This window comes from Pelosinus sp. sgz500959 (assembly GCF_042610375.1).
Taxonomy (GTDB): Bacteria; Bacillota; Negativicutes; order DSM-13327; family DSM-13327; genus CTSoil-075.
The window spans coordinates 46,910-61,633 of sequence record NZ_JBGJZL010000005.1 but is presented as its reverse complement, the minus strand read 5'-3'; the positions used below and the strand labels follow the sequence as shown (position 1 = coordinate 61,633).

Sequence of the window (14,724 nt, the reverse complement as noted above, 5' to 3'; positions counted from 1 at the left end):
CTTTACTTATAACTGAAACTTACTTACCATTTCCTTTAGACTATCGGCCTTATCAGCGAGTTGTCGAGCAGAACTAGATACTTCTTCCATAGATGCAAGTTGTTCTTCCGTCGCTGCAGAAATAGTAAGACTTTCTGACTGAGTATTTTTAGCTAGCTCTTTAACCTGCCCTATTGAATTGAATACCTTCCCTTTAAAGGATGTCACTCTTTCAACATCACCGCTAATCTCCCTGATTTGTCCATCAAGTTCCTGAATCAATCTTACAATATTACCAAACTGCACCCCCGTGTCTGACATCACTTCAGTCCCTCTATGAACATCCTTATTACCATCTTCCATCATCTCTACTGCAGAATCTATTTTACAGTGTATTTCCTGAATAATATCGCTAATGGTTTTCGCCGCTTCTTGGGATTGATTTGCTAGTTTTTTCACTTCTTCAGCCACTACAGCAAAACCTCGTCCATGTTCACCTGCTCTGGCGGCCTCAATTGCTGCATTAAGAGCTAGTAAATTTGTTTGTCCTGCAATATTGCTTATAACGTGAACAATTTCGCCAATTTGTCGTGAACTTATACCAAGCTCTTGTATCATCTGAGACGACTTACTGACCGAATGATTAATTACTTGCATTTGGTTACATGCATCATCAACTGCTACACTGCCTCGCATGGCAATCTGGGCCGTTTCTGTTGATTTTATTGAGACTCGGCTCGCATTGTCAGCAACGTTGCTAATCGCTGTCACCATTTCCTGCACAGTTTCTACGACGTGTCCAACTTCCTCAGTCTGGTCAGATGCTCCGAGTGCAACGTTGGTTGTTGCTTCGGCAATTTGCCCAGCCGCTTGTGCTGATTGCTCAGACACTCGGTTGAATTGTTCACTCGCTGCCGCAACATGTTCAGTCGTAACAACCACATGGTGGATAATATCGCGCAAACCGTCTATCATATTTCCAACGGCATATGCCATGTCTCCGATTTCATCGTTTCCACAGTAACTGATTTCATGTTTACGTAAGTCTCCGCCAGCAATCCGGCTTGTTACTTGTGCCATGCTAGCCAGTGGCCGCGCTATGCGTCGCGCAAGCCAAAAGGATATTACCAGTGTAAATGTAAGTAAAATGACATTCAATGCGATTATAATCATGATCATCCGCTGCTGTCCCACTTCGAGATCTGCAATTTTACTATTTGTTTCATGACCTACATATAATACGAAATCGTCAATGATTTCTGCGATCGCGGCTGACCTTTCTCCAGAAGCAGTTAGAAATTTCAATGTCGCTTCAATTCCTAATTTATCCCGCATGTCACTCCCCATCGACAGTATTTTATTATATTCTGCTAGAGCTAATTTAAGGATACCAATTTCCTTTTGCGCCTGTGGAGACGTCATTGCAGTTTCTAGTTCTTGCACCTTCCCATTAATGACTTGCTGGGAATTTGTACTCATCTGCTGATATTTTGGATCTCCTGTTAAAATATAATTTCTTATATTGGTATTACGCAACCACAGTTCTGCTCGTATATCCTTAACTGTTCCCGTAAATTGTGTGGATTCTCGAACCATTATTTTGTAATCATGTTCAATCGATTTAAAGTTATAATACATATAAGTATCCATTAAAATAAAGCCCACAATAATTGCACTACATGTCATGATTATTTGTTTCCCAATTGAGATTCTCATTTCGCTCCCACCCTACGCTTTCAAAATCACTTTTTAAGCCTGATCATTTTCATGTTTCCCCTTTTGAAAATCAATCCTCATACATCTTTTAATTTTTTACAAATTTCTATAATTTTCCGTATTTTCCATTACTATATTACCATACTAGTATATCACTGTAAAGGATTCTTATAAAACCAAAGTCATAATACCACCTTCACCTTTGTTCTGACATGACAAAGATCCATCAACCAATGCGGCTGATGGATCTTTCTAATTATGCATAAAAATAATGGATTCACCCTTCTCTAGAATCCATTATTTTTATACCTGGACGGCGCACATCTCCTATACGAACTGTATACTTATTCATATCAAAATATTCGAGGAGGGGCAATGCGACTTTGCGGGATGTATTAAGCATTGTACGTAATTGGCTTACTGTAATTTCTTCATGAGTCTGGAAATAGTTCTTAAGTATTCTAATTGTATCTTGCATTGTTTTCTGATAGATACAGACAGTATCCACTTGTATCAATAGACCTTTACTGAGTAACATGTTAAAAACTACATTCGCCTTTTCTGGTAATAAATTGAGTTTTTCGCCGAGCATAGCAACATCGATAGTCTTAAAATCAGGATCAGATAGGACTTGATCACATGTAAGAAGCAACTTATTACACCAATCACTATATTTTATCGCATGTGACTGCAGGGCAATATCGCCACCATTACTTAGCAAAGTACCTTCCTTATTCCAGTATGCTATCACTTTATCAAAAATTTTATCTGGCAATCCTAGTTTTTGCTTCAAGATTTCTCTTGATAAACCGGCTCGCTCGGGTTGATTCCTATGAAAAGCATCTAATAGTTCAATGCATTTTTGAGTTAATGCCAATAGGGAACTTCTCGCTATAAAAAACTGTTCTAACATTATGATTTTGTTTTCGGCTCTGAGTATTTCTAAGCTTTGATTCACTTGATTTTTATTGATATATCCAGCTTGTCTCTTAATTTCCCCATCAGACATAAGTCCATCATTTTCAACCAAAATTCCATATACAATATGATATACACTCTGCTCCAGTAAGGCCTGTCCCAACAATCTCCGATTCTCACTAATTCTACGAGCCTGTTTACATGGTGCAATCAGCATAATACCACCTAATAAAATCTGCGGTGAATACAGTCTAATAATACCTCTATCACCAGCACTGGCGGCCAAAGGTTCTTCTACTATAAGTCGCATATAATGATAAGTACTATCCTTAAATAAATAAACGCGTCCTAAAAATTCACCTGTCCCCAAATGCAATCTTACTCTTGTACCACTCTCTATAGGCTGCTCTAGATTAACCATTACATCCCAGATCGTACTGATCTGCCCGTAGGCTTCATGACTAAGAGACATACCTCGAGAAATTTCACTTGTAGACACACCTACTAGATTAAGAGCCGCCCTCTGTCCAGCATAAACAGCCTCTACTTTTTGTCCATGAAATTCAGTACCACGCACTCTCACCAGTTGTCCTGATGGATAGAGTGTCAAGGTATCACCAATATTAGCAGTACCGCTGAGCACGGATCCAGTGACAACAGCTCCATAACCTTTCATTGTAAATACCCGATCAATCCACAACCTAAAAGGAGCCATTCCATCACGCATCACTACTTCTCTTGCTACGGTTAGCAACTTTTCTTTTAATTCATCAAGTCCTGCCCTCGTAATAGCTGAAACACGACATAGGGGCGCACCTGCTAAAAAAGTATCTGCAAGCATTGCACCGACTTCTTCTTCTACGAGTTCTAGCCATTCTTCATCGACTTTATCGATTTTATTGATAACAACTATGCCATGCTGTATTCCATAAAAATGTAACATAGCCAAATGTTCTCTGGTCTGAGGCATAACGCCTTCATCAGCAGCAATAACGAGCATCGCCAAATCAATACTGCCTGTACCTGCTAACATATTTTTCAAAAAGCGTTCATGCCCAGGTACATCAACAATGCCTGTCATGATCTCGTCATTCAAATTCATGGTAGCAAATCCCAAATCAATGGAAATTCCTCGTGCCTTCTCTTCCTTAAGCCTGTCAGTATCTGTACCGGTTAATGCTTTAATTAACGCTGATTTACCATGATCAACATGACCTGCAGTACCGATAATGATATATTTCACAAAATTTCCCCTTTCGCGATACCATTGCAAGCCGCTTCAATAATTACCATATCTTCTACTGCTAAACAACGTACATCTAGTAATATCCGCTCTGCCTGTATACGCACAATAATAGGAGTACTATTTCTCCTAAGGGCTTTTTCTAACATAGCGGCACTGTGATCTGTGGCCATAATGCTTACACCAAAACTCCCAAACTCTACCTCAGGCAAGGTTCCGCCTCCAGCATGAGAAATCAATGGTACAACCTCAATAGACCAGCCATATGACCTAAGGGGCTGCAGCCTATTTGCTAGTGTGCATGCCTGTTCTCTTAAGTCGTCAGACTGCCTACTTAACATGTACTGCACAGGAATATCCTTGCATACATCACCTGTCAAATAATCGACCAGTGTACCTTCCAAAGACGCCAATGACAATTTATCAATCCGAATAGCGCGCAAAAGTGGATGACTCTTCATCATCTTGATGTACTCTTTTTTACCGGCAATAATGCCAGCTTGCCCTGCTCCTAACAGTTTGTCACCACTAAATGTGACTACATCAATGCCTGATGCTAAGCACTCACTGACAGTCGGCTCATGCCAACCATTCACCTCTATATTTCTAAATGTACCACTGCCTAAGTCTTCTACAAGAGGTACTCCATATCGATGAGCAAGTAAGACTAATGCCTTATCATCAGGCTGAGCTGTAAAACCGACAATACGATAATTACTGGTATGCACTTTTAAAATAGCCGCTGTATGATCAGTGATGGCTTGTTCAAAATCTGCTATGTGAGTTTTATTTGTAGTACCAACTTCCACCAACCGCGCACCACTTTGTTTTAATACGTCTGGTATCCTAAATGAGCCACCGATTTCTACTAGCTGTCCACGACTCACAATAACCTCACGCTCTTTAGCCAATACTGACAATACGAGCATCACTGCTGCCGCATTATTGTTAACAATAATGGCATCTTCAGCACCTGTTAATGCACAGAGTTTATCAACGACATGAGCATAGCGACTCCCTCTCTCACCTGTTGTTACATTATATTCAAGGGTACTGTACCCTGACATGATCGCATTTACCATATGTACCGCACTTTTCCCCAAAGGCGCGCGGCCTAAGTTCGTATGTAGTACCACACCTGTAGCATTGACGACTTTACGCAAACTGCAGCTACCTAATGTTAATAATTCACTCTTTACTCTATTCACTAAATGATTTAATGAAACGTCTGCCACCTGATTTTCCCTTAACTTATCCCGGGCTTCATTCACCACGAATCGCAGCCTATCAACGATAATATCATGAGAAAAATTTCCTAATTCAGGTTGGTTTATCAATAGCCCTAATAGACATTCTATTGATGGTATATCGCGCATTGTAAGCCTATTATTTTCCATAGTGCCTCCCTGCTAAAAATTCACTCTCTAGATGTGTTTAGACTTATTTTATTTTCGCCGTTAAGGATATATAACATTGATTAATTTAAAAATTTTATCGAAATAAATTCTTTCTTTATGTTTACAAAGATCTACTTTTAATCATTTCTATCTAGTAAGTTTATTCCCTTCTTTTTTGTAAAAAAATACATATTTGAGAGTATTTCATGGAAAATGATCTTCCAAAATTATGTACAATTATAAACTCTAATGATATAATTAATCATTATCTTAAACTGGGAACGGATGGAGTCTGGTGGCTTCTGCGGTCTTCAAAACCGTTTGTGGGGCATTAACTTGTCCTAGGTGGGTTCGATTCCTACACGTTTCCGCCACATAAATTATAAAGGCTTCACGCATTTCTGCTGTGAAGCCTTTTTATTATATTTTCACACTAAATTTCAGCAACTTATGTTCAGCATTAAATCCTGAAATTTTTATTCTTTTGTCAAGATCAATTATTGACTTTTAAAAGTTTATTGATTACAATTTAATTGCATCACATGAGCTTTGCAATAGAAGGGATTTTATACTATGAAACAAAAAATATGTAACGAGTTAGCCACTGATAAAACAATCAATTTTTCTACAGATGAATTGTTAAAACTTGATAATCAACTCTGTTTCGCACTATATGTCTCTTCGAAAGAGGTCATAAGAAAATATAAGCCACTTCTCGATCCTCTCGGACTTACCTACACTGGTTATATTACATTAATGGCTCTTTGGGAGAAAGACGACGTGACCGTTAAAACTCTAGGTAAAAGGCTATACTTGGATTCGGGTACTCTAACACCTTTACTAAAAAAATTAGAAAGCCTTGGTTATCTAGAAAGAACCCGCAGTGTTTCCGATGAACGAAATGTATATGTAAAGCTCACTCCCAAAGGATATGAATTAAAATCAAAAGTTACCCACATTCCACAAAATTTAATATGTTCCTCTAATATTGATGTGGAAAATGCTTTACAACTCTTACCGATTCTTCATCAATTCATGAAACAAATTGCAGATTAAACAGAACTATCATTCATCATAATAAAGGAGCTGCTTTTAACAATAGGTTTTTTAACCTTGTGCAAAGCAGCCCCTTTTCTATATTAGATTACCCCTTACTTCTTGCTATTGATCTATTTTTCATCAGCTTTTTAAAATTCACTTCCCCATTGATGGTATATGATCTCTATAAAATAAAATACCTCCAATATTAGTTTTATTTCACCTAACATTGGAGGTTTACAACACAATCTTATATTATTTTGCTAGTAATATTTCCACGACTTCTTTAAGCGTATTCTCCTCTCCAACATTACCAGGGAAAATAACATAAGGGATATGAGGAAATTTACTTTCTTCTCCTGTTTGCCATACAGGTATACCTGGTTTTATTTGTCCCAATACCTTTGCCCGCTTTACTTGTAACGCTTTAGTACCAACATCGCTAGAAGTGATACCACCTTTTGCAACAACAAAAGCCGGAGTTACCTGCAGTCTGCCAACTAAGGATTGTACTGCCTCTGATATTTTGACAGAACGCTCTAGAGCATCTTCCTTCGAATCATTTTCCAAGGTCAATAATTTTCTTTTAGTATAAATAACAACTGTAACACCTTGGTTTAACAGATCTTCTTCCATCTTTATGACCGAGGCAATTTCTTCTAGGAAAAGATTTTCTTCAAGAACCAAATCCGAATTAAATTCGATAAATCTTATTCCCTCAAGAGTTTTTAATTGCTCAACCTGGCTGGTCGTTTTTTGTGTATGGGAGCCAACAACAATGATCCCACCAGTACCAATGCTGCTTGTGATCATATCTTGTCTTCTTAAAAGTGGCTTATCCCCAATAGCGCCTAATTCTTTTACAAATCCAGCAGCGGTGCGAAACAGGAAATTTTTTCCTTGCGCAATGGCACGATAAAGTGCGATGCAGAATATTTTTACATCATAGGCATCAATCGCATTGACTACTATTTTCCCAAAATCTTTTATATTAATGAGTTTTTCAGTAATCTCATCAATTTTTAGTGCGCGTAACTCTTGCAGGGAAATCGTTAAAACATGTTCTTTCTTATAGAAGCCTTTTGATTTTTCTTCAATGTATTCAGTCAAATCTGATGACTGATAACCAAATGTTTTATCTTGCGCAAATTCAGTTTCGCCGGCTGGGATAAGAAAATCACTATACTGCACATAATGAATATTATCGATCGTAAAACGGCCACCTTCTCTAAAATACGGACAAATAATTTCACCATCAACTTTTTGACCTGTAGAATGCTCCAATTGTTCTTTTAAAATTATGGTTTCTAAAGGATAATGGCCCCTGAGAGTCGAATCGCCACGACTAACAATCAAATACTTCTGTTGTTCTTCCTTCGCAACTTGAGCAATCATTTGACCGATTTCCTTATGGGCTTTTATGGTCTTCTCTTCTGTAAAACCGCGGGAATTTGTCAAAATATAAAAAACTTTATTCTTTTCTTTAAAGCCGCAGCGAATGCTTTCGTAAGACCAATCTGTATATACGGAGACATTATGAACAGTCTGAATACCTGTCGGATCATCATCTAGTACAATTATTTTATGAGGGTCACTGTCAACAGCTTGCTTTAAAAGGGTTTGTACATATTTTTCATCGATCGTCGGATAGGATTGTAAAACATCAGCACTCAGCTTTGATAATGGTTTCATATTTTCAACTTCCTATTTACTGAATATTCCAAACATTTTTCTTGCATCAGTTGGACTCATGGGTTCCTTATCCATAGCTCTAAGTAATCGTGTAGTTTTTTCTACCAAAGGAACATTGGTATCGACCACGGTATTCCTATCCAAATAGTTACTATCTTCAAAACCAATTCGAACAGTACTAGCTCCCATTCCAAGAGCCGCTGCAATAATGGAAAAATCTCGCCGATTTGCTTGAGTGATACCCCAAAGGGCCTCAGTTGGAATCATTTGAATCATAGCAGCCAATGCTTGTGGTGTGGCAGGAGCTTCACCTTTATGCCCCAAAACAATACTAAAAAGTACTGGATTGATAAGATCATATTGTTCCATCAACTCTTTCATGGCAAAAATATGACCAATTTCAAATACTTCCACTTCCGGTGTTTTTTTCATCTTTAATAATTCACGAATACAATATTCTACGTCATCAATTGGATTGCAATATACGGCCTTTCCCAAATTGGTGGAACCAACATTTAAGGAACATGCTTCAACAAGATCCGAATACAAGGGAACACAACGTTCCTTTATTGAAAGATTGGAAACACCACCCGTTGACACTTCAATTATGATATCAGAATCTTTTCGAATCAGACGTAAGGTTTCTTCCAATAGACTCATATCTGTAGTCAGATTTCCCAGAGCATCCCGCACATGCAAATGCACCATAGCGGCTCCTGCCTTCCAGCAATTCAAAACATCTTCAGCAATTTTATCTGGAACTATGTTTTTGTCTGTACTCGCTACGGGAGCAACTGAAATCATTACTTTATCCATTTTTATCCTCCTATAACAGAGCTTACACATCCCTGTCCCCTATATTACCGTTGGCCAAAAAACGATATGTATTTTTTAACAATTTCTTTGACATAATTGACCTGATGCAAAGACACCTCCGAAAAATGTGGTTGTTTACTCCTTAAAAGCTCTGTGGTCTTATCGACAGCATAAACAGATATCTCTGTATTGACATTGATCTTGGCAATCCCTTTGGCAGTGGAGAGTAAAATATCCTTCTCAGGAACTCCTGATCCTCCATGTAATACCAACGGTATCGACAGTAGATTGTTAATGGTTTCTAATATATCAAAGCGTATATTGGGTTTGGCTTTATAAAGTCCATGCACCGTTCCGATTGAAACAGCTAATGCATCAACATGTGTCACATCAGCAAACTCTTTTGCAAGCATAGGCTGGGTATACACTTCTACATCTGATGCCATTCCTTCGTGGGAACCTTCTCCCGCTGCCAAAGATCCCAGTTCAGCTTCCACAGATACACCACAAGCATGGGCCATATCACAGACCAGTTTTGTATTTTTTACATTTTCCTCAAAGGGCAGCGCCGACCCATCATACATCACTGAACCAAAACCGGCGCGAATGGCGCGAAACACCGTATCCAGATCACTACAATGATCCAGATGCAAACAAATCGGTGTTTCACTCGTCTCGCCTAGACTTTTAGAAATGGCATATGCCGTTTCCAAGGACATATTTTTTAGGTACTTAGCACCAAATGCCAGAATCACTGGTGTTTTTGTCTCAGATCCCGCCTCGATGATTCCTTTAAATGTTTCATAATTATATCCATTAAATGAACCTATAGCATAATGATTGACATAAGCTTCATTGAGGATATCTTTAAAATTTACCAACATCGTGGATACCCCCTTACTGTGTGATTAATCCTTTATTTTCTCCCAATATTGATAGTGATTTTCGACTACTTGATTGATCTTTGCTCGATTTTTTTCTTTTAATACACGTAGTATTTCTTTATGCATACGCAAAAATTGTTCCGTTGCATCTTCTTTTAAGATTTTTTCTGTCGCTTTTATCCTAGATTTACTGGTAATCTGATCTACATAAAAACAGATCCCTTCCAATAATGCATTTTCTGTAATATCAACGAGAATCTTATGAAATGCAATATCTGCCTCAAAGATATCTTTTGCTTCTACATTTGTAGCTGTTATCTTTTTTTCAAGATCCTTCATAACTTGTTCAGCTTTATGTAAAGATTCCGAATCTAGCTTATCAATTGCTAATTGAAGTATTCCTACATCAATTATTTTTCGTAGTTCAACAATTTGATTTGCAGAGTCTTTTTGTAGAATAATTCCATAAAGAACAGGATATAACATTTTGCTGTCATAATTTTGTGTTACAAAAGTTCCTTCTGCACGTTTAATATTAATAACACCATATGCTCCTAATATCTTAATTGCCTCACGAACAGAATTTCTGCCAACCCCCATCGATGCACATAGTTCATTCTCAGTAGGGATCTTATCGCCCGGTTTCAACTCTCCATTAATGATAGCATTTGTAATATTATCAACAATCTGCTCTACAACAGATTTGCCACCTATTTCTTTTAAAAAAGTTTCATTTGCCATACTGAACCTCCTGATGATATTTTTGCTTTTTCAGTATACATCATACGTAGGTTCAAGACAATCATATGACATGATTTGATAAAATACTTTCTTAAAAGCAATCAATGGATAGCAAATACTTTGTTATAGATGAGTCGCCGCAGATACTTTGGCAGCTATTTCTCCATCTTCTTTCAGGCCGCCGATACCGACTGCGCCAATAATCTGTTGCCGATCATTATATATCGGCATACCACCTGGCATCCCCACAAATTTTTCATCGGCAAAATAAGCAATATTTAGCTGTTCTTGCTGCAAGCGTTTCAGGAAATCAGCTGTACTTACTCCCATTCTTGCAGCGGTATAAGCCTTATTCGGCGTAAGGTTTATCGTCAATAATTTAGCCCCATCCTGTTTGTTGAATAAAACTAAAAATCCATCCTTATCACAAATCGCTACACTAAATGGCTTCATCCCATATTCTTCTCTAACGATCGTTTCAGCATCATGTGCTATTTTTTTTGCCAATGTCAATGTCATATTTTCCAATCAAATCAGCCCTTTCTTATCTTACATCCTGTATATCAATGGTAAGGATGCTAGACTTTGATCTATTTTCATGATTGTACAGCGCTTTTCCCATCTTCTAAGGCAAGTTCTCTTTTTTCTTCTTTTTCTCGCCAATAGTTTGCCAATAGCGGACCAGTAAGATTGTGTATCAAATTAAATATGGCAGCTGGTATGAATGCTAATGGGGCAAGATGCGCTAATGCTAACGCCATGGCTAACCCACCATTTTCCATACCTATTTCAAAACAAATAGCCTTGCCTTTAAAATGAGGCATTCCTACAGCACGAGCCGCCCAATACCCTGTTGTAAGGCCAAGTATATTGTGTATCGCTACAGCCACAAAAGCAATCAAAGCAACTTGAGCCAATGAACCAGCGCTGAGAGCAAACCCCGAGCTAGTCGTAATAAAAATAGCGATTACAGATACGATTGGAACAATTGGCATAATCTTATCAACAAAATCAGAAGCATACGCCCGAATTACGGCTCCTAAAAATACGGGTATCAAAACAATCTTTAATATATCGATTAGAATCTTATTAGCGTCAACTGGGACTATGGTGCCAACTAAAAAAACGAACATAAACGGCGTAATAAAGGGCGCTATAATTGTATTGATTGTAGAAACTGTTATCGAGAGTGCAGTGTCCCCTTTAGCTAAAAATGTCATTACATTGCTGGCCACTCCACTCGGGCAACATCCTACAAGTATCAGCCCTGCAGCTAAAACTGGTGGTAAATCAAGTACTTTTGTTAAACCAAACGCAATAAACGGCATAATCATATAACGTAAAACAATACCCCAGAATACATCTTTAGGTCGCGTAAGAATTAGTTTAAAGTCATCCACTGATACAGTAAGACCCATACTTAACATAACAGCCATAATACAATAGGGAACATATTGCGCTAATGGCTTAAATGATTCAGGATTAAAATATGCAGCAACAACACCTAAAATAATCCACAAAGAAAAATATTTCGTAATAAATTTTACGATTGCACCTAATTTTTCCAACATTTTCTTCGCCCCTTTTGTTTTTATACCACTTCTACCATGAACAGTCTAAACTGACCAGCGATAAGAAAAGACTTGACTTGTGCCAATTCCTCAGACGCAAGCAGAAATCTTAGTCGTTCTTACTTGTAATCAAGAAAATGTTCTACTTTCTGATTACGTAAAGAAAATATAAATTATTATAATAATCCTTGTTTCACCAAAGCGTCTTTCAATGCTAAGGCACCAAATCTTGGACTAGACAAAACAGGTTTTCCATATTTTTGTTGTATATATTCTTCACAGTAAGCCATAGAACCTTGGGCAAACAAAATAACATCGACGTTATCACAAATTTCTCCAGCATATTTGGACATCAGTTCTTTGAATTGCTCTTGATCAAGTCCAAAGCCACCATCAACCAACACATCCACTAATTCTACATGTTGATTCATTTCCCGCGCTACGCGCATTATGGTGTTTTTGGTTGGAGCCAGAGTCGTTGGTAATGTAGCCATCACACCGATACGTTTACCTTGTCGTACCGCATCTCGGCACATGTCTTCGTCGACGCGCACGATTGGAATACCAGTATATCTGGCAACATCTTGTGCAGAATCCGCAACTTCCCCTACTGATGAACAAATATTAAGAATCGCATCTGCACCATCGCATACCGCTTTCATATACATGCCAATCAGTCTGGCTGCTGGAGGAGCTGTAACATATCCAGCCTCTCTGACTTCCGCTAAAATCGACGGATCCTGATAACTAATGATCTCTGTACCTTGGGGAAGTAATTGTCGTACCTCTTTTTCTACCAACTCAATCAATTCTGGTGTAGTACTCGTATAAACCAATGCTACTTTCATACAAAATCCTCCTCTTTCATAGTACGTAGTACATACTACATCCTACGTTGTCTCAATCACATTATTACACATTTTAATTTAAATGTAAATATGTATTATTGAAAATTTTATAATTATTTAATAATATTCAGTTAATAATCCAACGCCAAAGAGAAAATTGTATCAATTCCAGCATATAATTGATACCTACTACAATATTGAGCGATTGCCTCAATCGGGAGTGTGACAAAAAATCCGTACCTGCTATCAAAGCAAGTACGGATTTCCCTTTTAGCTATAAATGAAACTATTTAGATTAAAAGTACCCTACCTTATACAATAGCTGGACTTAACCCTGCCAATATACCTCCACATGTTATCCTGATTGATTGATTGATTATTATAATGATACAATACAATTGGCTTTCATATAAGTTCTAATATTGATATTTTTCAGGATCCAATTCTAATTCATCTTTAAAAGGAGGTTCACTATCTTGATATATATTGATAAACACACGCAAATATCGATTTATGAGCAAATTTATATCTCTTTGAAGCAAGAAATATTTTCTGGTTCTTTAAAATTTGGCGATAAACTTCCTGCCACCAGAAAGCTAGCTACCGAATTATCGATTGGTCGTAATACAGTTGATAAAGCCTATCAACAACTTGTCGCAGAAGGATATGTAACCGCCATACTCGGAAGTGGATTTACTGTTAATAAAATCGCTCCGGAATTTCCTCTCCCCAAGCCAGACGACTTCCATGATTATATCGACAAATCAAAAACACAATCCTGTTTTATACGATATGATTTTAAATATGGGAGTATAGATAATTCTATTTTCCCCCATAAACAGTGGCGAAAAAGTATCAATAATGCTCTTATAACAATGGAATCCTCCCCTTACATAAATTATCCAAACAGACAAGGCGAGTCTTCCTTACAGCAAAGTATTTCAACCTATCTGCGACGCTCAAGAGGTGTTTCTTGTAGTCCATCTCAGATTATTATCACCTGCGGTCACCAATACTCCATGGAGATAATCGCCAATATGTTTGAAAGTTCAAGTAGACGCATTGCCATAGAAAATCCAGGATATGACGGAGTCCGTATTGTATTTCAGAATCACAATTATCAGTTAACACCTATCTCAGTAGAAAAAGATGGTATTTCTATTGATTCAATACAAGATTTGAGAACGGAGCTTTTATATTTGACGCCATCACACCAATTTCCTACCGGCGCAGTTCTTTCCATTGCCAAGCGCCATAAGCTACTTCAATGGGCATATAATACAAATACGTATCTAATTGAAGATGACTATGATAGTGAACTTCGCTATGATACAAACCCAATCCCATCTTTACAATCATTAGATATTCATGGCAGAACCATTTATGCCGGAACTTTTTCAAAATCACTTTCTCCTTCCATGCGCGTAGCTTATTTAGTACTCCCTCCCTCTTTAATGGATACCTATAAACGTTATTATTATCGTTATAATTCACAGGTTTCTTTTTTGCAGCAGACTGCTCTTGCGGATTTTATTTCAAGCGGAAACTACGAAAAACATCTCAATCGACTGCGCACCTTTTATCGCAAAAGACAAAATGCTTTGTTAACTGCCATACATGAAGTGTTAGGAAATACTGCTAATATATCTGGCGAAGGAGCCGGAATGCATATTCTTTTAACAATAAAAAACTCGCTTTCTCAGGATGAACTGATAAAGCGAGCTGAAAGGATTGGCATTAGGGTCTATTCTACAGCAGTGAATTATATGAATCCAATGGATTGTCCACACGCACAAATTTTGCTTGGATTTGCTACCATTCCAATCTCTAAATTTAAACCAATTCTACAGGAATTGTATCAAGTGTGGAATGAGGACTAAT

General features: G+C 37.7%; 12 protein-coding genes and 1 tRNA gene. 3 read left to right on the top strand and 10 right to left on the bottom strand.

All coding sequences use genetic code 11. The features are described from left to right. Nucleotides 1-6: 6 nt before the first annotated feature. The 3 genes from ACAN52_RS09310 to selA all read right to left on the bottom strand — a co-directional run bounded on the left by ACAN52_RS09310 (nucleotide 7) and on the right by selA (nucleotide 5,253). On the bottom strand, nucleotides 7-1,695 hold the full coding sequence (locus tag ACAN52_RS09310) for a methyl-accepting chemotaxis protein (RefSeq protein WP_378954422.1): 1,689 nt from the start codon (nucleotides 1,693-1,695) through the stop codon (nucleotides 7-9). Between the two features lie 277 nt (nucleotides 1,696-1,972). Then, complete coding sequence (gene selB, locus ACAN52_RS09305) at nucleotides 1,973-3,856, bottom strand: selenocysteine-specific translation elongation factor (RefSeq protein WP_378954421.1); 1,884 nt, start codon at nucleotides 3,854-3,856, stop codon at nucleotides 1,973-1,975. After that, nucleotides 3,853-5,253, bottom strand: a complete 1,401-nt coding sequence (selA, locus tag ACAN52_RS09300) for an L-seryl-tRNA(Sec) selenium transferase (RefSeq protein ID WP_378954420.1) — start codon at nucleotides 5,251-5,253, stop codon at nucleotides 3,853-3,855. Before selA ends, selB begins: the two co-directional genes overlap by 4 nt. A gap of 277 nt (nucleotides 5,254-5,530) precedes the next feature. Here selA and ACAN52_RS09295 point away from each other — a divergent pair. Continuing rightward, nucleotides 5,531-5,627, top strand: a tRNA-Sec gene (locus ACAN52_RS09295). Nucleotides 5,628-5,826: 199 nt separating this feature from the next. Then, complete coding sequence (locus ACAN52_RS09290; protein WP_378954418.1) at nucleotides 5,827-6,309, top strand: MarR family winged helix-turn-helix transcriptional regulator; 483 nt, start codon at nucleotides 5,827-5,829, stop codon at nucleotides 6,307-6,309. A 237-nt stretch (nucleotides 6,310-6,546) separates the two neighbouring features. Here ACAN52_RS09290 and ACAN52_RS09285 read toward each other — a convergent pair whose 3' ends face one another. The 7 genes from ACAN52_RS09285 to ACAN52_RS09255 all read right to left on the bottom strand — a co-directional run bounded on the left by ACAN52_RS09285 (nucleotide 6,547) and on the right by ACAN52_RS09255 (nucleotide 12,843). Then, complete coding sequence (locus tag ACAN52_RS09285; RefSeq protein WP_378954417.1) at nucleotides 6,547-7,983, bottom strand: four-carbon acid sugar kinase family protein; 1,437 nt, start codon at nucleotides 7,981-7,983, stop codon at nucleotides 6,547-6,549. Nucleotides 7,984-7,995: 12 nt separating this feature from the next. Beyond that, nucleotides 7,996-8,799: a 3-keto-5-aminohexanoate cleavage protein gene (locus tag ACAN52_RS09280; protein WP_378954416.1), complete on the bottom strand. Its 804-nt coding sequence runs from the start codon at nucleotides 8,797-8,799 to the stop codon at nucleotides 7,996-7,998. A gap of 44 nt (nucleotides 8,800-8,843) precedes the next feature. Next, the gene (locus ACAN52_RS09275) at nucleotides 8,844-9,683 is read right to left on the bottom strand and encodes a ketose-bisphosphate aldolase (RefSeq protein WP_378954414.1); all 840 of its coding nucleotides are present in this window, start codon (nucleotides 9,681-9,683) and stop codon (nucleotides 8,844-8,846) included. A gap of 24 nt (nucleotides 9,684-9,707) precedes the next feature. Next, a complete protein-coding gene (locus tag ACAN52_RS09270; RefSeq protein WP_378954413.1) occupies nucleotides 9,708-10,424 on the bottom strand; it encodes a FadR/GntR family transcriptional regulator in 717 nt (238 codons plus the stop codon). Between the two features lie 123 nt (nucleotides 10,425-10,547). Beyond that, complete coding sequence (locus ACAN52_RS09265; protein ID WP_378954726.1) at nucleotides 10,548-10,943, bottom strand: heme-binding protein; 396 nt, start codon at nucleotides 10,941-10,943, stop codon at nucleotides 10,548-10,550. 77 nt (nucleotides 10,944-11,020) lie between these two features. Beyond that, complete coding sequence (locus ACAN52_RS09260; protein ID WP_378954412.1) at nucleotides 11,021-11,995, bottom strand: bile acid:sodium symporter family protein; 975 nt, start codon at nucleotides 11,993-11,995, stop codon at nucleotides 11,021-11,023. Between the two features lie 176 nt (nucleotides 11,996-12,171). Continuing rightward, the gene (locus tag ACAN52_RS09255) at nucleotides 12,172-12,843 is read right to left on the bottom strand and encodes an aspartate/glutamate racemase family protein (protein WP_378954411.1); all 672 of its coding nucleotides are present in this window, start codon (nucleotides 12,841-12,843) and stop codon (nucleotides 12,172-12,174) included. A 476-nt stretch (nucleotides 12,844-13,319) separates the two neighbouring features. Between ACAN52_RS09255 and ACAN52_RS09250 the strand changes: the two genes are divergently transcribed. Next, the gene (locus tag ACAN52_RS09250; RefSeq protein ID WP_378954410.1) at nucleotides 13,320-14,723 is read left to right on the top strand and encodes a PLP-dependent aminotransferase family protein; all 1,404 of its coding nucleotides are present in this window, start codon (nucleotides 13,320-13,322) and stop codon (nucleotides 14,721-14,723) included. Nucleotide 14,724 lies beyond the last annotated feature (1 nt).

Excerpts from the sequence above, each read along its gene's own strand:
- ACAN52_RS09310 (WP_378954422.1), bottom strand. The coding sequence starts at position 1,695 with ATGAGAATCTCAATTGGGAAACAAATAATCATGACATGTAGTGCAATT.
- selA (WP_378954420.1), bottom strand. The coding sequence starts at position 5,253 with ATGGAAAATAATAGGCTTACAATGCGCGATATACCATCAATAGAATGT.
- ACAN52_RS09290 (WP_378954418.1), top strand. The coding sequence starts at position 5,827 with ATGAAACAAAAAATATGTAACGAGTTAGCCACTGATAAAACAATCAAT.
- ACAN52_RS09285 (WP_378954417.1), bottom strand. The coding sequence starts at position 7,983 with ATGAAACCATTATCAAAGCTGAGTGCTGATGTTTTACAATCCTATCCG.
- ACAN52_RS09280 (WP_378954416.1), bottom strand. The coding sequence starts at position 8,799 with ATGGATAAAGTAATGATTTCAGTTGCTCCCGTAGCGAGTACAGACAAA.
- ACAN52_RS09275 (WP_378954414.1), bottom strand. The coding sequence starts at position 9,683 with ATGTTGGTAAATTTTAAAGATATCCTCAATGAAGCTTATGTCAATCAT.
- ACAN52_RS09270 (WP_378954413.1), bottom strand. The coding sequence starts at position 10,424 with ATGGCAAATGAAACTTTTTTAAAAGAAATAGGTGGCAAATCTGTTGTA.
- ACAN52_RS09265 (WP_378954726.1), bottom strand. The coding sequence starts at position 10,943 with ATGACATTGACATTGGCAAAAAAAATAGCACATGATGCTGAAACGATC.
- ACAN52_RS09260 (WP_378954412.1), bottom strand. The coding sequence starts at position 11,995 with ATGTTGGAAAAATTAGGTGCAATCGTAAAATTTATTACGAAATATTTT.
- ACAN52_RS09255 (WP_378954411.1), bottom strand. The coding sequence starts at position 12,843 with ATGAAAGTAGCATTGGTTTATACGAGTACTACACCAGAATTGATTGAG.